Below are 21,313 nucleotides of genomic sequence, written 5' to 3'. Positions count from 1 at the left end.
TACGACCGCCTCTAGCCGCTTGGCTCCCGCTCACCGTCCGTGGCAGATTTTGAATTTCTTGCCAGAACCGCAGGGACATTTTTCGTTGCGGCCGACCTTCTTCCTCGGCTCTATCTCCCGGGGGGCACCGCGACGCTGATCAAACAGCGCCTGCAACGGAGCAGGAATCACAACCTGTCGCTGCGGGGGACCGCCCCTGAGTCGAACTTGGCGAATAATGGCTTTCTGCTCCTGGAATGCCGCGCGATGGTTCGGATCCATCGCATCCTCGAACGGCAGCAGCCGCTCGACCTCATTCGCCGCCGCATCATGGTCGCCGCAGTACGCAAGGACCACCGCGTATAGAGCGCGAGCTTCGAGAACGCGTCCCGCGAGACCCGCGCCTTGCAGGACGGGGAAGATGTTCCGTTCGAAGGCCTCGCGGGCGCTTATGAAGTCGTTCACCCAGACCAGTTCTTCGACAAGATCGAGACCAACCCGGACGAATGACTGGAAGGATTGCGACAGTTCGTAGAATTTCATCGCATGGATGCGTGCGAGAGTAGATCGCTGGCTCTTCCGGCCCAAGGCCTGCGCGAAAAGATCGTGACTGTCTGCCAGATGTTTCAGCCGATCGGTGAGATCTTCGTCTTTGGGAAGAAGCTCCCGAAGTTCGGGGGCGTTCCGTCCCACCACATCGTCGGGCCTGATCCCGAGCTCCCGATAATATTCGCCGATGAGGGCGAGTGCCTCACTTACCGCTGTATCGTTGTCGCCGAGCTTGAACAGGGCGAGGGCGCGATTGTAGCGAAACACGCGCAGATGTTCGGGTTGGTCGGGAAGTCGGTCCGCAACTTGGTCAAGCATGGCCCGGACGCCATCGATGTCGCCAAGCTCGGACAAGAGCAACATCCGCTTCATGCCCCAAGCCATCCACTCCTCGTCGCCGAGCTCGTTTGCCCTCAGCAGCAATTCCATCTCGTCGACCCGCTCCCGGCCGGCCTCATAATCTCCCTCGCGCAGATCATTGAAGACCAGGCCGTCGCGCGCCCAGAGCCTTGTCTCGGCATCCCCGTTCGGATCGGCCGCGATCGTCAGCAGATAGGGTTCGATTTCTGGCCAGACCCCGAGTTCGTGGAACAATTCGTCTGTCGCGAACTGCACCAATATTCTCGCCTGGCCGAGAAGCCCGAACAGGCGGATGAGCAGTCCTAACTTCGCGAGGCTCCAGTTGGTGCGGATCGAGCTTACGATGACCCGCTGCAGCGAGCCCAAGGCCTTCTGCTCGAAGTCCTGACCCTTTGCCGAGACGTCCGCCTTGCCGAGAATCCTCACCGCGTCGTGAATTTTTAGGCCGCTATTCCCGAATAATTCCAGCGCACCCGTTGCGGGAAGCGCGCGCAACCGGGCCGTGGCCGCCTTCGCGTCGATGTCGCACGCGGCTTGAAGCAAGGCACTGGCTTCGTCCCTTGAGAGCGCGACATCGGCGAGGCTCAGGACCGCGATCGTTTCTCTGTCGGCCGGCGGCAAGCCTTCGAACGCGCGCCTCAGGATAATCTCTTGAGCCGTCTCAACGATATTGGTCTGCTGCTCGATATCTGTACAAAAGGCCCGAATATCGCCGCCATATTCGCGCGCCGTGATCGCCGCCGCATTGAGCACATAAAATGGCAGGCCTCCGGTAATTCTGGATAGCCGCTCGCAATCGCCGAAATCGGCCCGGCAACCAGCATCTTGAACTGCCGCCGCGATAGTGTCTTCGTCCCAGCCGTTCAGAGTCTCTGCTTGAATATCCAGTCCTGCTTCGAGTTCGGCGATGTGCCGTCCGGGTTGGCTCAGCAGGACAAATCGGAGATTGGGGCCCCGTGCTACCAGCGCCTCTATATCGGCTGCCGGAATCCGGTGGCTGTTATCGATGACGACAGCCGCGTGAAGGCCGCCTTCGCCGAGCTTGATGCTCAGCGCGCTCACCATGTCCAATCCGCTCGCCCCCGGCAGAAGAATCTCGCCGAGCTTGTCGTTGGAGCGTCCGAACATCTTGGCCGCCACTTCGCGCGCTACCGCCGACGCGAGCGCGGGTCCCGGCGTGTCCCCGACGTCAAGATAGGTAACCGGGAGCGGAGCATGGACCGCGGCCTCGGCCATCCAGGCGGTTTTCCCCGAGCCCGAAAGTCCCGCTATGATGCGGACGGGCTGGTCACCAAGCAGGGCGGGTTCGTCGACCTGGGCGCGGTACACCGGGGGCGGCGCCGGAAGCTGCTGCATCTGCACCACGAGCTGCTCGAACAGTTCCGGCAATTCCTCGCGGGAAAAGCTGTGATCCTCGCGGGGAGGCGTGCCAGCGGATGCGAGCATGACCATGGCGGCCAGCTTCCAGGTCAGCGTCTCCGGCCTGAGCAACCCGAATGGCAGCTGCGCCGCGAGATCCGAGCAATATGCAGCCATACCGGCAACATTGTCGGCGGGTCGAGGCAGGCAATTGTCGGAGGGCTCGGGACCGCCTGACCAATGCAGCTCGACATCGTCAGGCCAGTCATCCGCGGCAATCTTCTTGAGCAGGGCTGGCGACGGAGGCGCATTCGTCGCGATCACGAATCTCGCGTCGCCAGCTCGCAGGCCGTTCTGATGCTCCGCACGTATGTCCTCGAAACGCTCTAGCGCTCCTGAAATATCACTGGGATTGAGGACGTCCTGCCGCGTTTTGACCTGCGCATAGATACGGGCGTCCGGAAGCTGGACTTCGATGTCCTCGTCCCGCTCGACGATGATATGTTCGGCTCCCGCCTTTCCCGCGAGGAGAAGGCACGCTGCCGCGTAAAGATGCTGGTAGAGGAAACCCCTGTGTACGGCCTCGATCCGGATGAGTTGGCGCTCGTCGAGAACGAGGAATTCGTCGACCGGCGGTTGTGTGCTTTCTGCCTCATCCTCCGCGCGGTCATCGACCGCATTATGACCGGAATTGTCTCCGGGATCTTCTGACGCCGTCATCGGGTCGTAAAGGCTGCGACGACCTTGTTCGTCCCGTCCATGAGCAGGCCGCACTGAATGTCGGCGACCAGGACCGTCGAATTCACCGTGATATCGGTCGGATTGCTGATCGTCGTCTTGCCATAGGGGTAGGTGGCGCGAACGACATTCGGGAGCTTCGGCACGACAACAAATGCGATCTTCGCTTGCGGTTTGAAGGCTTGCGCTTCGGCGACGCTCATGGGGACGGTCCCGATCACCCCTCCCTTGTTGGGGAGGAAAAGCTCTTCGCCGTAGCGCGCCGGTTCGCCCTCGAAGATCGCCTTCTCGGTCCGGGTAATCTTGCTGATGGTGGCCTTTGCCCCGAAGCCATTCTGCGCGGAATAGGTGCCGGTCGTGACTTCGCTGCTCGAAATCGTCACGTCGAGATTGCTGAGGGTGCTGGCCTTCGGACTTTCGACTTTTGCGTAATAGAAGGTGTCCCAAGCGCTGAAGTTCGTATTGTCGAACAGATAGGACTTCACCTCGAAGGCTCCGATATCGGCATTGTAGGCCAGATATTCCGCGCCTTCGATCTTCTTCGAGATGATGAGGGGGCCGGAGCTGCCCGCTGCTGCAAGCCGGGTGCGATATGCATCGCTGGTCTCGAATTCGTCTTTCGGCGTAACGGGCTTGATCGACGCAATGGCCTGGTCGAAGGTCTGCGGCTGTACCGTCGTGCTCGTATAGGCTGCGCAGCCCGATTGCGCCTGCGCCATCGTAGGCGCACAAACTAATGCTGCAGTGAGGAAGATTGTCTTCATTGGCCCCCGCCCTTGTATCTGCTCGAGATATTTCCTTCTTTAGCAGAGGAGAGAATGTCCAAAAGACGCCAATTGAAAAATCGCAACCAAGGAGGGGCTTTTCACGCCGCCGGGTTCTGCCAAGCCGCAGCTGTCATCCCGGTTGAGGCTTGATCTCGAAACCGATGACGCTGTCATCATGGGTCCATGCTTCGTCGAGTGTTTCCGCTCTGTCCTCGCTATAGCCATCGACGATCGCGTGGTATTCGCGCGTCTCTCCTTCCACGCGGTGATCAACGGTAATCGTGCGCATTGCGTTCTGGGCGAGATGCGCGCTGAACTGACTGCGGGTGATGGCGGCGTCCCGGCGATAACTGGCTTTTATATGCGCGATGCGGCGTTGTGGTGCATGTCTTTCCGTAATGGAGACCGCAGCAAGAACGAGCAGCGTTGCAATAGCGCCGAACATGGCGAGCTCGTAAAAGCCGACCCCGAAGAGCATGCCCAAGGTCGATGTCGTCCAGAGCGATGCTGCAGTCGTCAGCCCGCGCACATTGAACCCTTCGCGAAAGATTACGCCGCCGCATAGAAACCCGATACCCGTGAGGATCCCGTGCGCCATGCGCACTGGATCGATACGAATGACCTCCTTGGGTGTTTCGGTGAGCCAGGCCATCTGGTGTACCGCGGCGAGCATCAGCAGGCAGCAGGACAGGGCAACCAGAATATGGGTGCGAAGGCCAGCGGGGCTCGCCCGATATTCGCGTTCGGCTCCGATGATCGTGCCAGTCGCGACCGCACCGACGATCGGCCACAAAAGCTGTGGGTTGAAAAGCTCCATATCCTCTCCTCTGCCGAGCCATTTTTGAACGTCGGAAGACTAGAAAAGGATGCGCATCTGCAATCCCACAGCGGTCGCGGACGGCCGACCGCCCGAGCGATCCGGCAGGCTAAGCGACCCCGTAGATCGCGGCGCGCCGCTTGAACGCTTCCGCCGATCCTTCGAGGATGTCGCAGGCATATTGCCGCGTGTCCGGATGATCGATCGAGCCACTCGATACGATCCGGCCATTGTCATCTTGCGCCTTGAGCACGATGATTTGCTCAGCATCCCCCAAGACCGCAATATTCGCATTGTGAGTTACAATGATCACCTGGCGACGCTCTTTCGCGCGACGGAGGACAGGAACAAGGGTTTGATAAATGAACTCGCTGTCGAGATGATCTTCGGGCTGGTCGATGATGAGTGGCCGGTTGGATTCCGCCGAAAGCATGAGCGCAAGCAGGACGGACTGCTTCTGTCCGAGGCTAAGCCGGCTGAAATCCCGGATCATCGGCTGCGGCCTGCCTGCCATGGCCTTGGCGACAATCAGCTGGGGCTTGTCGCTGACTTCAACGGCTTGAAGTTTGTACATCACCTCCGGCGGAGACAGGTTGTCGATGATGGATTGCGCATCGGCGTCGGAAAAAACCGTTGATCCGTCCTTTTCCTTAACGCCCTTGATCGTTGCCTTATCCTTCTTCAGCACGGCTTGCACCAACACCGGCAATGACAAGGTCTCGATCAGAACTTCCGCTCTTGGAACCCGGGACGTCCGCCAGCTCATCGCTTCGCTGATGACGGAGCAGCCTGACGGCGAATATGCGCTGTGAAGAAACTTCAGCGACACGCTCAGGTCGGTGAGGACTGCCTTGAGAGTGGTGCTCGCCTTGACGCCGTAGGCGCTCCGCTTCGTGGCAATCCGCTGTCGAATTTCCCAGCGCTTCTTCACGAGCTCAGCGCGTTCCTTTCGCGCTCGCTCGAGTGCGGGCTCCCAGGTCTTCAGCTTCCGGAGGCGCTCGGTCAGCTTGGCCTCGTCGGTGGACAGGCTATTGATGAAGACGATGTCGAGGCGGACGCCACTTTGCTCAAGCGCTTCGCGCTTCTGATCGATTTCGGCCTTGGCTGTCGCTTCCTTTACCCGCCACGCGGCCAATTCGCGTTCCATGACCGTCCCCAGTGCCTTGGCTGCGTCCTGAAGATCTGTTTCCGCAGCAACGACCTTCGATTTAAATGCCGACGCCTGGGTCGCGATCGCTTGATACTCGTCCCCGCCAATGGTGAGGTCGGCAGGGTCGACAGACGTCTCGATACTCTCGATGCACTCCCGCAGCGCCTCGTTCGAGGTTAGGCCTAGAAGCTCGTCTAGGTCGCGGCGAAGCGAAGAGCGAACCTCCTTCTCCTTCTCGAGCTTGCGGATGAGGGCGATTACCTCCTTGCCCTTTTGCGCTTCGAGTGCCGCCAATTGGGACTTCTTATATTTGAGATCGCGGTCCACCCCCGGAATGAGGGCGACATATTCCGTGGCCTTTTTGAGTTCGGCTTCGGAATCGAGAAGCGCTTGCCGAACATCCCGTTCCTCCTTGAGGTCGGCCGAAACGCCGATGAACCGATCGAGGAAGCTTAGCAATCCCGCAGGGTCGGCGGTGGCGTTTTGACTGATCGTCGCGGCCTCGCTCTGGGCATAACATTCAACGGCGAAATGAGGCAGCAATGCTTCCGGGTCATCAGGATCCTCGACGTTGGAATCGCGCCGGCGTTGCATCTTTATCGTCTGTCCCGACTGGTCATTGACGACGAGGTCGATGAGGTCGGGCCAAACCTCGGAGTCCACCACATCGCCGGCGCCGGAATGGCCCGTCAGACAACGAATGGCTTCGAAAGTCGTCGATTTTCCCGTGCCCCGCCCCCCGATGATGCAGTTCAGGTTCGGACTGAAATGTACGCCTTGATCGCTGAGAAAGCCGCCGTGCATCGCCAAGGCCCGCACCATGGGTATTCGTGCCGGCACATCTTCCTCAATGCGCACACGAGCATCACTGTCTTGCAGCGCAAGCCGCAATGCGTCGAAAGTGACTTCCTGCATCTTGTATCGGGTCACCTTGCGGTCGCCTGCCGCATTCCGGCCCAAAGCGTTGAGCGTGTGCGAGTCCGAATTGAGCAGACGCGCCAGAAATTGCGACTTTCCGAGGCCGAGGGCTTCTATCCGTTGGCGGCCGAGCGTCTTTCGATCACCATCCGGATCAAGGTCGGAATAGGAGATATCGCTATCGGCTCGCTTCAGTTCGATTCCGAGCAGCGCCGCATGGCAAATTATGTCCTTCTTGTGGGGCGGATTTCCCGGAATCTCGGTTTCGAGGCCTTTCCCGCCGTCAACATGTGCGAGGATGGCAAAGCCCCCTCCTTGTTTCACAAGGTCAAGAATATCGACGACGCCATTGGAGCATCGCGAGTTTGCGGTGTTTCGATCCGCCAGCGACAGCTTCGCGTGAAAGCGCGTTAGCGCGTCCAAGGTGCCAAAATAACAAAGGATATGACCGTGAGCCGTCGATAACTCGACGGCGGGAACGACGAGCAGGCCGGTTCCTTTCGCAGCTTCCAGTGCTGGCCCGACACCTCCGATTTCATTGTGGTCGGCAATCGCGATAATGTGCAAGCCCTCCGACCTCGCGGTCGCGACTATTGCTTCCGGCGTGGCGGTCGCATCGCTGACATCATGCGAGCCCGTAACACTGTGGATATGAAGATCGCCGCGGAAGAATCGGGCGCCATTGTCCAGGGCCAGAGCCTGAGTGATATCCATTATGCCCTCCCGACGCCTTTTTAGGCTTTGTCTCAAATTTATTCAGCACGGACATGCCGCCAGCAGGTTCATAAAGATTGTGGGCTTGCCGCACCACTCTAGATGCAAGGCTAATTGGTCCAGATCGGCTCGCAAGTTCGTCAAGACCTTCGATGGCGCTAGAGGGCCGTATGAGGCACTCGCGGCGCCTTTCGGGGAGACCGGGGCTGCGGGCGGAACAATCGTGCCAAGGCGTCGTTGGTCTACCTGTCATAACAAGGAATCCCTCATGGCCAGCGCACCGCCCGATCCGCATCCCGATTCTCTGCCGACTGGCCCCGAACAAATTCCGGAGCAGGTTCCCCTCCCCGGTGACGACGGCAGGGAGAGCATCGAGGATGTGCCTGAAACGGAGTGATGAACGGCCGCATGGCATCTCGCCTGCGGCATCTTGTCGCGCTGATCTCGCGAGCGGAAATGGTAAGCCCCGCTACATCTCTGCAGCGGGGCTTCCCTAGATTGCATCCGAAGATGCGATCAAATTCTGCCATTCTTTCGTCTGGACAGGTAAGTGAAACGTGCCAGGGGCATGATAGTTCCGTGGGCGTTGTGGGCGTCCGCGATTTTTAGCGCCGCAGCGTGACCGCGATCGGGCAGTGGTCCGAGTAATGCTTCTCGCCGGGCACATAGAGCGTTTCGCTGAATCCGGTCCGGTCGGCGGCGGCGCGCCGGTCGAGCACGATATGATCGATGAAACTGTCATAGCGCGGGTTGCAGGCCGGCGGCTGGCCCGCGTCGGCGAGCGTCAGGTCGGCGTTGACCGGATCGCCATCGTCGATTTCGGTCCATATCATATCGCCGGGAAGCGCGAGGCGGCGGTTCCAGTCTCCCAGCACCGCGAAGCGATCGGGCTCGGCGGCGGCCGCGTCGATCCAGGCTTCGAGTGCCGGGATCTGATCCTGGAATATGGGGCAGGCCTTCGCCTCGCTCCCCGAGAAGCAGCCCGACTTCAAGTGGATGCCGAGAAGGCGGATCGGTGTGCGGCCCTCGGGGCGGAGCGTGATGTCGATGCCCGAACGAAGCTGTTCGTTGCCGCGCATCAACGAGGTCACATCGGCATGGCGGTCGAACGCGATATCCTTGCGGATGGCGAAGCCGACCGCCTGGCGGATCACCGTCTGCGCCGGGAACTTGCCGCCGCAGGTGCCGTCCGGCGAACCCTTTCGCGCTTCCATGATCACGACAAATTTGGCGGGATCGAAGACCCGCGCTGCGGCGGTCTCATTCTCGGCCTCCTGAAAGGCGATCACATCGGCGTCGAGGCCATCGGCGATGCGGCGCATCGCGGCATAGTCGGTGTCATCCCTGGGGTTGCAGCCCTCGCCGTTCCGCTCAGCCAGAAATTCGAGGTTCCAGCTCGCGAGCTTGAGCGGTTTCGATGGAACAGACGGGTTTGCGGGTGCGGAGGTCGCGGGCGAGCAGGCAGCAGCCAGCAGGAGCAGGGCGGATGCGATGAGACGGTGGGGAAGCATCCGCCGCTACTGCCGCACACCGCCACCGAGTGCAACTCGCCGTGCCGCGCCTTGGCGCGGCGCAGATGGCGCCGCCCGGTACTCGGCGCTATAGCGCCCGCCCGGCCGGGATCCTTCCGGCCGCGTGAGGAGATATTTTATGAACCACGCCGAACTGTCGGACAGCGTCGCAACCGCACTTGGTCTGAGCAAGGCCGATGCGAAGAAGGCTGTCGATGCCGTTTTCGCCGCGATCACCGACGCCGCCGCCAAGGGCGACGAAGTCTCGGTGAACGGCTTCGGCAAGTTCAAGGTCAAGGAATCGGCCGCGCGTGAAGGCCGCAATCCCTCGACCGGCGAAACCATCCAGATTTCGGCTTCGAAGAAGCTGACCTTCGGCGCCGCGAAGGCCGTCAAGGATCGTCTGAACGGCTAAGCCGGTACGTCCCGCCGGTGTGCCCGGCGGGACGGCCGCGCGGCGGCGTGTCGAGCGCGGCATCTGAAGAGCGTGCTCGGACCTCGCAGGCTCGGCCCGGGACCGCGTCTTGTTCTGGCCGCGCGAGCGCACTTGGCTCGCTTTCCTTGCCGGGCGGCGGCTAGGCCCAGGCCCGCATCGCACGCCGCCCCGCTGCGGGCTCGCCAAGAGCGCGTCCGTTCGCCCTGCGGGCTCGCTGTCTCCTTCTGTCCCCGATTTGCGACGGGCCGTTGGCCGCGGCGGAACATCCGCCTCACCGGGGCGTCGTCTTCATGCCTACCCCCCAGGCAGATATGGAAAGAGGATGACCCAGATGGGACAGAATAATCAACAGCAGGGCGGCCAGCCCGAAAAGAAGCCCGGTCAGGGCGGCGGCCAGCAGGACCAGCAGGACCAGCAGCGCCGCCAGCCCGGTCAGGAAGACCAGGACCGCGACAACAAGGCCGGCCGCGACGACGAGAATCGTCAGAACCGCTGATCGCGATCGCAGAGTCGACGCCGAGGCGTCCTCTTGGGGCCGGGCCGCATTTCGATGCGGCCCGGCCTTCCAAATTCTGCGCTTCGGAATTATAGCCGGACATTACAGGAGGGTATCGCCCGAACGGACGCGATTGCGCCATTTTGCGGAGATTTCTGACATTCTTCTCCAAAAGCTGTTACGCTGCTTCCACTGGCTGCGGATCCACCCCTGATCGGCTACTCGTGGTTCCGGCATAACCCGCAGTCCCGTTGTTACGGTCGGCCGATCGATTGAATGCCGTGAGCCTGGTGACGCTTGCTCCCGACACTGAGGAGCACATCGTGCGTCCCTTCCATCTGATTTTGTCGGGCGCGTCAGTGCCCGAGCCCCGCCGCGTCGATTTCGTGGCTGAAAGTCCCGACCACGCGTCTCAGGTTGCGCGAAACGAAGAGGAAGGCATCCACGTCGAGCTCTGGGAAGGAGCGACCCTTCTGGCCCGGATGACGAAGGGTGAAGCCGATGTCTGGCAGCTTCTTCCTGTCCGTCCCGGCAATGTCGTGACGATGGCGGCCGGGGATTCCTCTATGTCGATCTAGGGTTTTGGCGATCGCGGCTGGGCATGTTGCAACCTCCTGCGCTGGATCGTGTTGCTCAGCCGAAGGAGAATATCATGCCGACCGAGCTTGATCGGGCCGTGACGTCGCCAGTGGAACGCGTGGCGCGCGTTCTCGCGGGTCATGCGCTCAGCCAGAATGCCGAGGGTGATGTGCAGTCCGCGGGCGAGGCGGTGGACGCCCTCTGGGGCGAATATGCCGACGCCGCGCTTGCCGTGCTGAAGACCTTGCGCGAGCCGAGTGCGGCGATGCTCGCCGTCGGCGACGCGGAGGTCTGGGATCGGATGATACGCGCCGCGATCGAAGATGAAACTATCGCCGACTAGTTCGGGCCCGCCAGCTTGTCTGCTCAGCGGCAGCGACGCGAATTCAATCTCGGTTCGTCGCAAATCCGATGCCGGATGGATAGATCGGCCTCGGGGGGCGTAGCGTTAGCGAGGGGCAGAAAAGGAACAGTCTCATGACAGCCGATATCGCCACCGACGAAACCCAACGCCTGATCGCCTCGAACAAGGTCGAGGGCACCGCGGTCTACAACCGCGAGGGCGAGAAGCTCGGCTCGATCTACAATTTCATGGTCGACAAGGAATCGGGGAAGGTCGAATATGCCGTGCTGCAGTTCGGCGGCTTTCTCGGCCTCGGCAGCGACTATTATCCGCTCCCGTGGGATGTCCTGACCTATGATGTGAGCGTGGGCGGCTATGCCGTCGGTCTCGACAAGGCCGTGCTCGAGAAGGCGCCGCGCTATGCCGCGAGCGAAGAGCCGGCCTTCGACCGCGACTATGGCCGTCAGGTCTATGGCTATTACGGGATGAACTATCCCTTCTGACGTAGCACGGCAGCGCCCCGCGCTTGGCACCGGTAGCGAGATCGATCGATGAGCGACGACGACGATATCTGGAATCAGCGCGGGACGTTGACGCGGGTACATGACGAAGGCGCGGATGTCGCGCTTCCTCCACTGCCCGCAGGCGAAGCCGAGTTGCGGCCGCTTCGCGACCTCCTCTCCGAGTTCGCGGCGGCTCCGGCGTGGGAACGCGAGCGCTATAGTCTCATTCTCGACAATGGTCAGGCCTTCTCCGCAGACGACATTGCCGCCTTGCTTCAGCGTCCAGATTCGCCGGTTCAATGAGTTTGCGGGAAGGATGCGCGCGCGTTGCAGGACTATGAAACCCTGATCCTGGCAGAAGCTGCGCTCGGCAAAGCGATGCTCGGCGGCGATATCGCGGCACTGGATGATCTTCTCGACGATGATGTCCGGTTCACCGACCAATCAGGTCGGCGTCTCTCGAAGGACGACGATCTGGCTGGCCACCGGTCAGGGCTTCTGCGGATCGAGACGCTGGAGCCCGTGGGCGCACCCGACATCCGGATTTGCGGCGATTACGCATTGGTTTGGGTGACGGTCGATCTCGCCGGTTTCTACAAGGACGAGGCCTTCTTCGGACGCTTCGCTTACTCGCGCATATGGCGCCAAAAAAGCGGCCAGTGGCGCGTCGTCCTTGCCCATTGCTCGGCAATCCCCGACGACGGCTGATGCGGGCCTGGTCTCACCGAAGGCTACGAAATGTGATCGACCAGCGCGGAGCGGGCATCGGCGCGATGCTGTGCTCCCACTCCTCGCGCGCTTCGCCCGCCATATGATAAATGGCGCGCGGGGCGAGCGGTGCCTCGGCGCGCTCGAACCTGTCGCCGCGCCGAAGGCGAAAGCGCATCAGCGCCGGAGCGCCCAGCGAGACGCCGATGACATGTTCGAACACCGGGCGGTCCTTGTGCCAGCCGATGCCCGCGCCAAGCCCATATTGAATGAGCAAGACCTGTTCGAGCTCGGAGGGCGCGAGCCTCGCGAAGGCTGCCGCGCGATCCCTAAGCGGCAAGAGCCAATCTGGGATCGTCTCGCCGCGGGAAAATCGGCCCGTCTGAAAATCATAGGTCCATCCGAACGAGCGCGTGGGGCGCTTGCCTTCCCAGTTGAAACTGAAACGGAGTGAGTGCGGAGTCTTTAATTTGCCCGATATAATCGGTTTCTTCGGCGGTCGTGACGATATCTTCGGCGACGGAGAGGCCGGGAAGAAGCGGCGTGCCGAAGAGATCGGGGTGGAGCGCGGACGGGAGCGAGCGCGCGGCGGCGCGCGTCATAGCGAAAGCTCGGCCTGCGCGCGAAGCGGATCGACGAAGAAGGTGTGGCGCGGGGGTTCCTCGAACAGGACCTCGTTCGGCAGCGTGCCGTCGAGCCAGTGCATCACATCGCGGCGATGAATGATGACGCCATGACGCTGCTGATAGGGGATGACATCGGCGCCCGCGGGGATCGTCAGGATCCGGTAGGACAGCGGCCAGTCGGCGAGCGGCGGATCCCAGATCGCGGCGAGGTAGAAGAAATTGCCGCTGTCGAGCGTCACCCGGTAGCGATGATCGCCCGTGCCCATCCGAAACTCGGAAGCCGGGATCAGGCAGCGCCGGTTCGGGAATGCGCGGCCTTCCGATCGCACGAAACGAAAGTTGATTCCGTCGCTGAACCGCGGATCGCTTCCCCATATCGCTTTGACCATTTCGACCTTGGTCATATCGTCAGGCTTGCGCCTGATAAGGGCGCGGGCGCTACTATCGGCACCCTCCGAGTCGAATGGGGTTGGCGTCAGGTTCACAATCGGAACATAATGGGAACGATGGTGAGTCGCAAGGGTCAGGGGACGGCCGACGATGTGCAATGATTACAGGCTCGAGGTCGACATCGCTTCGATCGCCGAGGATTTTGACGGGCTCGAGATCAATATCGACATGCCCGAAGGCGCGCCGAACGTGCCCGCGCGCGAGGATGTCCGCATCACCGACACCGCGCCGATCGTGAAGAGCAGCGACGGCGCGGCCTCCGGATCGCTCGTCAACCGGCGCTGGAGCTGGCCGGGGCAAGGCGGCAAGCCGGTCTATAATGTGCGATCGGAGCGCCGCGATCTCGGCATGCAGCGATGCCTCGTCCTCTGCGACGGCTTCTACGAGTTCACCGACCCCACCGACCCGGCGCAGAAGCGTTTGGACAAATGGCTGTTCACGATGAAGGATCATCGCTGGTTCTGCATGGCGGGCGTATGGCGCGACAGCCATGTTGGCGAAGCCTTCAGCCTCCTGACCATGGATGCCGGTCCCGACGTCGCGCCCTACCACCATCGCCAGATCGTCCCGCTCGCGCGCGATCAATGGGCGGCCTGGCTCGATCCGCGCGTCCCGGCCGACGAGATATTGAAATGGCTCCCCGAGGGGAGCCTCGATGTATCGCAAGTCTATGGCAAGCCGCCCGCGCAAGGCGCCCTCGCCCTATGACGAAGGAAGACGGGCTCGACCGGTTCGTAGAGGCGCAGGATCAAATCTATGCGCGAGCGCTCGGCGAGATTCGCCGGGGCCATAAGAGTTCGCACTGGATGTGGTTCATTTTCCCGCAGCTTACGGGTCTCGGCCGGAGCGCGATGGCGAAGCTTTACGGTCTTGGCGGGGCCGATGAGGCGCGGGTCTATCTCGCGCACCCGCATCTCGGCGCGCGCTATGTCGAATGCGTCGAGGCGCTTCAGGACCTGTCCGCGAGCGATCCGGTGGCCGTCTTTGGCGAGGTGGATGCGACGAAGCTGCGCTCTTCGCTGACCCTGTTCGAGGCGGTGAGCGGACGTCCGTTGTTCGCGGCCGCGCTCATGCGCTGGTTCGGCGGCGAGCGCGATGCGCGCACATTGGCCATGCTGACCGACGCCGGCGACATGATGCCGGAGCGGCTTTCCTAGCCCCGCGGATTTCGGAACAGCGGCAGCATCCGGTGCAGCACTTCGTCCTTGTCGAAGAAATGATGCTTCAGTGCGCCAAGCACATGGAGTGCGAGCACGACATAGATGGCTTTCACCATGAGTTTGTGCAGGTCCCCCAGCTCGTCGGCGAGATTGTCGTTCAGCGGCAGGGGAAGGTTGGGCGCGGGCACGGCGCCGTAAAGCGGCACTTCGGGCGCGCCGCCGGCCGACGCCGCGGCCCAGCCGAGGAGCGGCGCGCCGATCATCAGCACATAGAAGAGGACATGGGTTGTGCGCGCGAGCAGGCGCTCCCATGCAGGCATGCTGCCCGGAAACGCCGGCCACGGATGGCCGAACCGCCAGCCGAGACGGACGAGGCTGAGCGCGAGGATCGTGATGCCGACCGATTTGTGGAGCTGATAATAGCCGAGCTTCTCGCTGTCCGAGGCGTCCTCCATCCAGCCGCCGAAGGTGGCATTGGCGATGATGAGAATGGCGATCGGCCAGTGGAGGACGATCGAGACAGTCGAATAGCGGCTATGATGTTCGCGCATGATGTCCTCGCTCAGAGCCTGTGGTTCAAATGCGCGAACGATAGGCCTGTTCCGTCAGGCACCGGCTATGTTCTTTTTGGGGGTAAGGATGAGCGTCCGTCCTTCGACACGCCAGGCCTGAAGGGCGGACAGGAAGTTCATGCCGAGCACGTCGGTGGTTCCCATCCCGGGTGAGATGACCACTTTCAGCTTCATGGCTTCGATTCCCCCGATCGCAAGATTGTCCACCGTCCCCGCATCGGCGCGAACCGTGCCGTTCGCCGTCTGCATCAGCAGCGGCACGAGCGTTGCGTCCGCCTTCACGCCGGCCGCCGCCGCCGTTGCCGGCGACAAGGCCGTCACGGTCGCGCCGCTATCGACGAGCATGCGGCGCTCGGTTCCATTGATCATGGCCTTCGCCCAGAAATGGCCGTCGCGTCCCATCGGAATGCGGACCTCCTCACCAACGACCTCCTGACGGTCGAGCCCCAGCCTCGCGGTGATGCGCGACAGATTGGGGTCGAAGGGCGCCTGCTGAAGGATGAGGAAGATACCGAAAGCGAGCAGCGCGAACGAGAAAAAGCGCGCGGATCACGCGGCCGACATAGGGAATCTTGAAGAGGATGAAGAGGATCAGCGCCGCGCCGACGGCGTAGATCGCGAGCGTCTGCCCGGAAAGGCCAGGCGCAAGGTCGGTGGTGATCGGCATATATTTCCTCGGCTTTACAGGGCGGAACGTGACGCGGCGCTGAATGATCCACAGCCGCTCGTCGCAGGCGCCTTGACGGACGTTCCTCGCGGGTGGAACATAAAGGGAACATTCGAGTCGATACCAGCATGAGCATGATGCCCGTTTCTTCGCTCCGGCCGCGTGCCGACGAGCTTGCCGCGCTTCGCGAAGCGGTCGCGCGCGTCGCCGTGTCGCGCGGTCCCGTGCTGCCGTTCGGCGTCGGCCCGCTCGATCATCTGCTCGCCGGGGGCGGTCTCGACGGCGCTGGCCTTCATGAGGTCGCGGGCGCGTCGGCGAGCTGGAGCGACGATGCCGCCGCGACGCTGTTTGCCGCCGGGATTGCCGCACGCTTCGCGGCCGCCCCTGGCGTCTCGGCGCTTTGGGCGCTGACGCGCTTCGATCTCTATGCCCCCGGACTGGAGCAGGCCGGGCTGGGCCCCGATCGTGTCCTCTACGCGCAGGGCAGGACTGACAAGGAATTGCTCGCAATGTGCGAGGACGCGCTGCGCGACGGCTCGCTCGCCTGCGTCATAGCCGAGGTAAAGGCGGCGGACCAGACGGCGACGCGGCGGCTGCAGCTCGCGGCATCCGAGGGCAACACGCCCATGCTGCTCTACCGTCGCTATCGGCGCTACGGCCAATGTCCGCTCGGCGATCCATCGCTCGCAATGACGCGCTGGCGCATTGGAACATTGCCATCCGGGCGTCTCGCATCACCGGGCGTCGGGCGCGGGCGCGGGCGCTGGTCGGTCGAGCTCGTTCGCCAGCGCGGCGGACCGCCTTTCTCCCTCGAACTGGAGGCGTGCGATGATCAGGGTCGCCTCGCTCTTCCTGCCGCAGCTCGCGATCGAGCGATTGCGGCGGGCGGGGCGGCAAGACACGCCGCCTGAACCGGCGCGGGCGGCGCCGCGCTTCCCCGAACCGGTCGACGACAATCCGGGTGCCTGTTCGGTGCCCCGTGGCGGCGGCTGGCGGCCCGGCGCGCGTTGGGCCCAGGCAGCGTCGGCGCCTGCGAGCGCCGATCAGTCGGCGCTCGACGCCTTGCCTGCGCACCAGCGGCCGACGTTGCGCGAGCTGGGTCGACGGAGCGAAGCGGCGGCACCGGTCTTCCGGGCGCTCCGCGGCGATGACGGGTCGCCTCCCGGCGCAGCCGCTCCTTTGCCGCTACTCTGGGGTGCCCGTCCGACGATCATTGTCGCGCGCTCCGGCCAGCGCGACGTCGTGACCGCGGCCTGCCCGGCGGCGCTCGACCTTGGGCTGGCGCCCGGCATGGCCGCGGCGCATGCCCGGGCGCTGGTATCCGACCTCGAAATACTCGACGCCGATCCCGAGGCCGACCGCGCCTGGCTCGATCGGCTGGCGCTCCATGCAGCCCGCTATTGGACTCCGGCGGCAGCCGTGTCGGGAGGCGACGGTCTCTGGCTCGATCTATCCGGGACGACGCAGCTTTTCGGCGGCGAAGAGCGCTTTGCGGCGCGGCTGCTCGGCTTTCTGAAGCGCCTCGGCTTCACCGCGCGTGTCGCGATCGCCGGGACACCCGGCTCCGCTTACGCGCTCGCGCGCTATGGCGGGCACGCATCGTCGGTCTTGCCGGAAGGGAGGGAGGGAAAGGCGCTCGCACCTCTGCCGCTGGCGGCGCTCCGGCTCAAGCCGGAAGCACTCGCCGCCGCTGCCCGGTTCGGGATCGAGCGGATCGCCGATCTCTACCCGATGCCGCGCGGGCCGCTGGCCCGGCGGCTCGGCCGCGCTGCGGTCGAGCGGCTCGATCAGGCGCGCGGGTTCGTGCCCGAACCGATCGTGCCGGTCGTCCCCTTCGAAATGCCCGAGGCGCGGCGGGCGCTGCTCGAGCCGATCGGCACGGCGGAGGCGATCGAACAGGTCATTTCCGACCTGCTCGCCGATCTCGTGCCCGCGCTGCGCGAGCGCGGGCTCGGCATACGGAGCCTGGTCCTGCGCTGCGACCGGCTCGATATGGGCGAGCAGGTCATTGCGGTCGGGACGGCGCGGGCGACGCGTGACGCGAGCCATCTGCTCCGCCTGTTCAAGCTCCGCATCGATCGCATCGAACCGGGGTTCGGGATCGAAGCGATGACGCTCGCGGCGCCGCAGGTCGAGACGCTGGGCGCCGAGGCGATCGGGGGCGCGGCGTTCGATGGCACCCCGCGCCCGCCCGACTTGGCTCCGCTCGTCGACGCGCTCGGCGGACGCGCGGGCGAGGCGGCCTTGTTCCGGTTGCGCTCGATCGAGAGCGATGTTCCCGAGCGCGCGATCGGACGCGCCGGTCCCTTGGCCAAGCCTGAAGGCTGGCCGTCGTGGGCGCGTCCGATCCGTATGCTCGCGCTGCCCGAGGCCTTGCGGGGCGTCGTGGCGTTGCTGCCCGATCATCCGCCGCGCCGCTTCGCGTGGCGCGGACGGACCTATGCCGTGGTCGCGGGCGACGGACCCGAGCGCATCCATGGCGAATGGTGGCGCCGCCCCGGCGAGATGTGGGCCGTGCGCGATTATTTCCGGGTCGAAGCGACAAGCGGCGAGCGTTTCTGGCTGTTTCGCCGCGGCGACGCGATCACCGAGAATACCGGCGACCTCAGCTGGTACATGCACGGCGTCTTCGGATGACGACCCCGGCCACAAGCTACGTCGAACTCTACACCTCGAGCCATTTCTCCTTTCTGCGGGGGGCCTCTTCGCCCGAGGAATTGTTCGCGGCCGCCGCTTCCCAAGGCCATTCGGCCCTCGGGCTGTGCGACCGCGGCAGCGTCGCCGGCATGGTGCGCGGTCTATCGGGACAGGAGGCGACTGGCGTCCGGCTGATCGCCGGGACGCGCGTTGACCTGCGCGATGGCCGCTCGATCCTTCTCTATCCGACGGACCGCGCGGCATGGTCGCGCCTGACCCGGCTGCTCTCCTTGGGCAAGATTCGTGGCGGCAAGGGCAATTGCTGGCTCGACTGGCCCGACGTCGCGTCCTCGGCCGAGGGCCTCGTCGCGATCCTCGTGCCCGGTGAAGCCGACGAGCGGGCGCGGCTCGATCTCGCCGAGCTGCAGGGCGCCTTCGGCGCGCGCGCCCATCTCGCGCTGGCGCTGCGGCGGCGCCCCGGTGACTTCGCGCGGCTTCGTGCGCTCAACGCGCTCGCGCAGGAGCTCGGGGTGCGGAGCGTCGCGCTCGGCGACATCCTCTACCATGCGCCCGAGCGCCGGCTGCTGCAGGACGTGCTGACCGCGATCCGCGAGAAGACAACGGTCGACGAGCTGGGCTTCAAGCGTGAGCGTTTCATGGACCGCGCCTTGAAGTCGCCCGCCGAAATGGGACGGCGCTTCGCGCTCTTTCCCGACGCGATCGCGGCGACAGCCGACATCGCGGCCCTATGCCGGTTCGACCTTGGCGAGATCCGCTACCAATATCCCTATGAGCAGGTGATGGAGGGCCGCACCGCGCAAGAGGCGCTCGCGGCGCTCACCGAGGAAGGTGCGAACCGGATGTTTCCGGGCGGCGTGCCGCCCGCATACCGGCAACAGATCGATCATGAGCTGCGCCTGATCGGCGAGCTCGGCTATGCGCCCTATTTCCTGACCGTCAATTCGATCGTCGCCGAGAGCCGGCGCCGCGGCATATTGTGCCAGGGGCGAGGGTCGGCCGCGAACAGCTGCGTCTGCTTCCTGCTCGGCGTCACCTCGATCGACCCGATCAAGCACGAGCTGCTCTTCGAGCGCTTCGTGTCGGGCGAACGCAAGGAGCCGCCCGATATCGATGTCGACTTCGAACATGAACGGCGCGAGGAAATCATCCAGTGGATCTATGAGACCTACGGGCGGCAGCGCTCCGCGCTGACCGCCGTGGTCACGCGATACCGAACCCGCGGTGCGGTCGCCGAGGTGGGGAAGGCGCTCGGTCTGCCGCGCGACCTCACCAAGATGCTCACCGGCCTCGTCTGGGGCTGGTCGGTCGATGGCATCCCCGAGGAGCGCATTGCGGAGCTGAACCTCAACGCCGGCGATTACCGACTGCGCCTGACGCTCGATCTCGCGCGCCAGCTCATCGGGACGCCGCGGCACCTCTCGCAGCATCCCGGCGGGTTCGTGCTGACCGAGGAGCGTCTGGACGATCTTGTGCCGATCGAGCCCGCGCGGATGGAGGACCGGCAGATCATCGAGTGGGACAAGGACGATATCGACGTCCTCAAATTCATGAAGGTCGATGTTCTCGGCCTCGGCATGCTCGGCTGCATGAACCGCGCGTTCAACCTGCTGCGCGAGCATAAGGGTGTCGATATCGGCATGGCCGACCTGCAGGACGACGATCCCGCGGTCTTCGGCATGATTCAGAAGGCAGATACGCTGGGCGTCTTCCAGATCGAAAGCCGGGCACAGATGTCGATGCTGCCGCGGATCAAGCCCAAATGCTTCTACGATCTCGTGATCGAGGTCGCGATCGTGCGGCCCGGTCCGATCCAGGGCGACATGGTCCATCCCTATCTGCGCCGCCGCGAGGGCAAGGAAAAGCCCGAATATCCGAAGCCCGAGCTGCGCGCCGTGCTCGAGAAGACATTGGGCGTGCCGCTGTTCCAGGAACAGGCGATGAAGGTCGCGATCGTCGGGGCGGGGTTTACACCCGCCGAGGCGGACCAGCTCCGCCGCGCGATGGCGACATTCAAGCTGACGGGCGGCGTCAGTCACTTCTACGACAAGCTGGTAAATGGGATGGTCGAGCGTGGCTATCCCAAGGATTTCGCCGAGCGGACCTTCAAGCAGATCGAGGGCTTCGGGAGCTACGGCTTTCCCGAAAGTCACGCCGCGAGCTTTGCGAAGATCGCCTATGCGTCGTGCTGGATGAAGCATCATCATCCCGATGTATTCTGCGCGGCCTTGCTCAACGCCCAGCCGATGGGTTTCCACGCGCCCGCGCAGATCGTGCGCGATGCGCAAAAACATGGCGTCGAAGTGCGTCCGGTCTCGATCAACGACAGCCATTGGGACTGCACGCTGGAAAGGAGCGGCGGGCGCACTCTCGCGGTACGCCTCGGTTTCCGCCAGGTTCGATCGCTCGCGAACATCCATGGCGCCGCGATCGTCGGGGCGCGGGGCGATGTGCCCTATGATTGTGTCGAGGATGTTTGGCGCCGCGCCGGCGTGCCGCGCGCCGCGATCGAAAGGATCGCCGAGGCGGATGGATTCGCCTGCCTTGCTGAGGACCGGCGGCAGGGGCTGTGGAAGGTCCGCGGCCTTGGCGAGGCGCCGCTACCGCTCTTCGCGGCCGCCGACGCCCGCGAGGCGAGCTTCTCGCCCGAAGGGCTCGAACCGCCGACCGCGCTTCGGCCGATGACCGAAGGACGCGAGGTGGTGGAGGATTATCGCACGCTACAGCTGAGTTTGCGTGCGCATCCCCTGAGTTTCCTGCGCGACGAACTGGACGCGATGGGGATCGTCCGCTGCGCGGATCTTGCGAATATCCGAGATGGCAGAAACATCGAGGTCGCGGGGGTGATCCTCGTGCGGCAACGCCCGGGCTCGGCCAAGGGCGTCCTCTTCATCACTATCGAGGATGAGACCGGCGTCGCCAACGGCATCCTCTGGCCCGATCGCTTCGACATCTATCGGCGCCAGGTCATGTCGGCCTCGATGATCGCGATGCGCGGCCGCGTTCAGAAGGAAGGCGAGATCATCCACATCATCTGCGACCGGATAACCGATCATGACGCGATGCTGCGGCAGGTCGGGCGCAGCTCGCTTTCCATTGCGCCGGGACGCGGGGATGGGGCGCGGAACGGGGGCGGGCCCGATAGCCGTGAGCCTGCGCTGCGCGTCCGGAGCCATGACTTTCACTGATGGTGGCCAAATGCTCCGGTTGCAGGACCACTCCCTCCTTGGCTGCCTGACTGCGGGCCTCGGCTCGC

24 protein-coding genes are annotated in these 21,313 nt (G+C 63.7%); 13 read left to right on the top strand and 11 right to left on the bottom strand.

The features are described from left to right. Positions 1 to 30 precede the first annotated feature (30 nt). The 4 genes from LH19_RS29255 to LH19_RS21115 form a co-directional block, all read right to left on the bottom strand. Complete coding sequence (locus LH19_RS29255; RefSeq protein ID WP_054731721.1) at positions 31 to 2,967, bottom strand: SEC-C metal-binding domain-containing protein; 2,937 nt, start codon at positions 2,965 to 2,967, stop codon at positions 31 to 33. Further along, the gene (locus LH19_RS21125) at positions 2,964 to 3,749 is read right to left on the bottom strand and encodes a hypothetical protein (RefSeq protein WP_054731720.1); all 786 of its coding nucleotides are present in this window, start codon (positions 3,747 to 3,749) and stop codon (positions 2,964 to 2,966) included. The genes LH19_RS29255 and LH19_RS21125 overlap by 4 nt, the downstream gene beginning before the upstream one ends. Positions 3,750 to 3,882: 133 nt before the next feature. After that, the gene (locus LH19_RS21120; protein WP_054731719.1) at positions 3,883 to 4,569 is read right to left on the bottom strand and encodes an MgtC/SapB family protein; all 687 of its coding nucleotides are present in this window, start codon (positions 4,567 to 4,569) and stop codon (positions 3,883 to 3,885) included. Positions 4,570 to 4,678: 109 nt separating this feature from the next. Further along, a complete protein-coding gene (locus LH19_RS21115; protein ID WP_054731718.1) occupies positions 4,679 to 7,351 on the bottom strand; it encodes a TrlF family AAA-like ATPase in 2,673 nt (890 codons plus the stop codon). 268 nt (positions 7,352 to 7,619) lie between these two features. On the opposite strand from LH19_RS21115, the gene LH19_RS29685 reads away from it, so the two are divergent. Beyond that, positions 7,620 to 7,748, top strand: coding sequence for a hypothetical protein (locus LH19_RS29685; RefSeq protein ID WP_257720442.1), 129 nt, complete (start codon positions 7,620 to 7,622; stop codon positions 7,746 to 7,748). Between the two features lie 208 nt (positions 7,749 to 7,956). On the opposite strand, the gene LH19_RS21110 is transcribed toward LH19_RS29685, so the two are convergent. Continuing rightward, positions 7,957 to 8,862, bottom strand: a complete 906-nt coding sequence (locus LH19_RS21110; protein ID WP_201258389.1) for an endonuclease/exonuclease/phosphatase family protein — start codon at positions 8,860 to 8,862, stop codon at positions 7,957 to 7,959. Between the two features lie 139 nt (positions 8,863 to 9,001). Between LH19_RS21110 and LH19_RS21105 the strand changes: the two genes are divergently transcribed. The 7 genes from LH19_RS21105 to LH19_RS21080 all read left to right on the top strand — a co-directional run bounded on the left by LH19_RS21105 (position 9,002) and on the right by LH19_RS21080 (position 11,927). Beyond that, entirely contained in the window at positions 9,002 to 9,277 is a 276-nt protein-coding gene (locus LH19_RS21105; protein WP_054731717.1) for an HU family DNA-binding protein, read from the top strand. 343 nt (positions 9,278 to 9,620) lie between these two features. Beyond that, positions 9,621 to 9,794 (top strand): hypothetical protein, encoded by a 174-nt coding sequence (locus LH19_RS28825; RefSeq protein ID WP_156344055.1) that lies wholly within the window; start codon positions 9,621 to 9,623, stop codon positions 9,792 to 9,794. A gap of 281 nt (positions 9,795 to 10,075) precedes the next feature. Beyond that, on the top strand, positions 10,076 to 10,372 hold the full coding sequence (locus LH19_RS21100) for a hypothetical protein (RefSeq protein ID WP_145923551.1): 297 nt from the start codon (positions 10,076 to 10,078) through the stop codon (positions 10,370 to 10,372). Between the two features lie 74 nt (positions 10,373 to 10,446). Next, on the top strand, positions 10,447 to 10,716 hold the full coding sequence (locus LH19_RS21095) for a hypothetical protein (RefSeq protein ID WP_054731715.1): 270 nt from the start codon (positions 10,447 to 10,449) through the stop codon (positions 10,714 to 10,716). A 134-nt stretch (positions 10,717 to 10,850) separates the two neighbouring features. Continuing rightward, complete coding sequence (locus LH19_RS21090) at positions 10,851 to 11,219, top strand: PRC-barrel domain-containing protein (protein WP_054731714.1); 369 nt, start codon at positions 10,851 to 10,853, stop codon at positions 11,217 to 11,219. A gap of 48 nt (positions 11,220 to 11,267) precedes the next feature. After that, positions 11,268 to 11,522, top strand: coding sequence for a hypothetical protein (locus LH19_RS21085; RefSeq protein WP_054731713.1), 255 nt, complete (start codon positions 11,268 to 11,270; stop codon positions 11,520 to 11,522). Between the two features lie 24 nt (positions 11,523 to 11,546). After that, positions 11,547 to 11,927, top strand: coding sequence for a nuclear transport factor 2 family protein (locus LH19_RS21080; RefSeq protein WP_234715990.1), 381 nt, complete (start codon positions 11,547 to 11,549; stop codon positions 11,925 to 11,927). A 13-nt stretch (positions 11,928 to 11,940) separates the two neighbouring features. Here the strand turns inward: LH19_RS21080 and LH19_RS29760 are convergent, their stop codons facing one another. The 3 genes from LH19_RS29760 to LH19_RS21070 are packed head-to-tail and all read right to left on the bottom strand — an operon-like array spanning position 11,941 to position 12,957. Next, the gene (locus LH19_RS29760; RefSeq protein WP_322787392.1) at positions 11,941 to 12,267 is read right to left on the bottom strand and encodes an alpha-ketoglutarate-dependent dioxygenase AlkB; all 327 of its coding nucleotides are present in this window, start codon (positions 12,265 to 12,267) and stop codon (positions 11,941 to 11,943) included. 49 nt (positions 12,268 to 12,316) lie between these two features. Then, positions 12,317 to 12,529, bottom strand: a complete 213-nt coding sequence (locus tag LH19_RS29755; RefSeq protein WP_322787391.1) for a hypothetical protein — start codon at positions 12,527 to 12,529, stop codon at positions 12,317 to 12,319. Beyond that, positions 12,526 to 12,957, bottom strand: coding sequence for an SOS response-associated peptidase family protein (locus tag LH19_RS21070; protein ID WP_234715989.1), 432 nt, complete (start codon positions 12,955 to 12,957; stop codon positions 12,526 to 12,528). Before LH19_RS21070 ends, LH19_RS29755 begins: the two co-directional genes overlap by 4 nt. A gap of 136 nt (positions 12,958 to 13,093) precedes the next feature. Between LH19_RS21070 and LH19_RS21065 the strand changes: the two genes are divergently transcribed. Beyond that, positions 13,094 to 13,711: an SOS response-associated peptidase family protein gene (locus tag LH19_RS21065; RefSeq protein WP_054731712.1), complete on the top strand. Its 618-nt coding sequence runs from the start codon at positions 13,094 to 13,096 to the stop codon at positions 13,709 to 13,711. Beyond that, positions 13,708 to 14,160, top strand: a complete 453-nt coding sequence (locus LH19_RS21060; RefSeq protein ID WP_054731711.1) for a DUF1810 domain-containing protein — start codon at positions 13,708 to 13,710, stop codon at positions 14,158 to 14,160. The genes LH19_RS21065 and LH19_RS21060 overlap by 4 nt, the downstream gene beginning before the upstream one ends. Here LH19_RS21060 and LH19_RS21055 read toward each other — a convergent pair. From LH19_RS21055 to LH19_RS29525, 3 genes are read right to left on the bottom strand one after another with little or no spacing between them, the layout of a single operon-like run. Then, entirely contained in the window at positions 14,157 to 14,714 is a 558-nt protein-coding gene (locus LH19_RS21055) for a cytochrome b (RefSeq protein ID WP_054731710.1), read from the bottom strand. The genes LH19_RS21060 and LH19_RS21055 overlap by 4 nt on opposite strands. A 54-nt stretch (positions 14,715 to 14,768) precedes the next feature. After that, positions 14,769 to 15,137, bottom strand: coding sequence for a retropepsin-like aspartic protease family protein (locus tag LH19_RS29530; protein WP_234715988.1), 369 nt, complete (start codon positions 15,135 to 15,137; stop codon positions 14,769 to 14,771). Positions 15,138 to 15,153: 16 nt separating this feature from the next. Next, the gene (locus LH19_RS29525) at positions 15,154 to 15,402 is read right to left on the bottom strand and encodes a hypothetical protein (RefSeq protein WP_234715987.1); all 249 of its coding nucleotides are present in this window, start codon (positions 15,400 to 15,402) and stop codon (positions 15,154 to 15,156) included. Between the two features lie 128 nt (positions 15,403 to 15,530). On the opposite strand from LH19_RS29525, the gene LH19_RS21045 reads away from it, so the two are divergent. Genes LH19_RS21045 through LH19_RS21035 form a run of 3 tightly spaced genes read left to right on the top strand, consistent with a single transcriptional unit; the run spans position 15,531 to position 21,245 of the window. Then, the gene (locus LH19_RS21045) at positions 15,531 to 16,313 is read left to right on the top strand and encodes an ImuA family protein (RefSeq protein ID WP_201258388.1); all 783 of its coding nucleotides are present in this window, start codon (positions 15,531 to 15,533) and stop codon (positions 16,311 to 16,313) included. Beyond that, entirely contained in the window at positions 16,231 to 18,039 is a 1,809-nt protein-coding gene (locus LH19_RS21040) for a DUF6504 family protein (RefSeq protein WP_082395981.1), read from the top strand. Before LH19_RS21045 ends, LH19_RS21040 begins: the two co-directional genes overlap by 83 nt. Beyond that, complete coding sequence (locus LH19_RS21035; RefSeq protein WP_054731709.1) at positions 18,036 to 21,245, top strand: error-prone DNA polymerase; 3,210 nt, start codon at positions 18,036 to 18,038, stop codon at positions 21,243 to 21,245. The genes LH19_RS21040 and LH19_RS21035 overlap by 4 nt, the downstream gene beginning before the upstream one ends. The last annotated feature ends 68 nt before the right edge of the window (positions 21,246 to 21,313 follow it).

The sequence above is a fragment of the Sphingopyxis macrogoltabida genome, from assembly GCF_001314325.1.
GTDB classification, from domain to species: domain Bacteria; phylum Pseudomonadota; class Alphaproteobacteria; order Sphingomonadales; family Sphingomonadaceae; genus Sphingopyxis; species Sphingopyxis macrogoltabida.
This window is presented reverse-complemented; position numbering and strand designations above follow the sequence as displayed.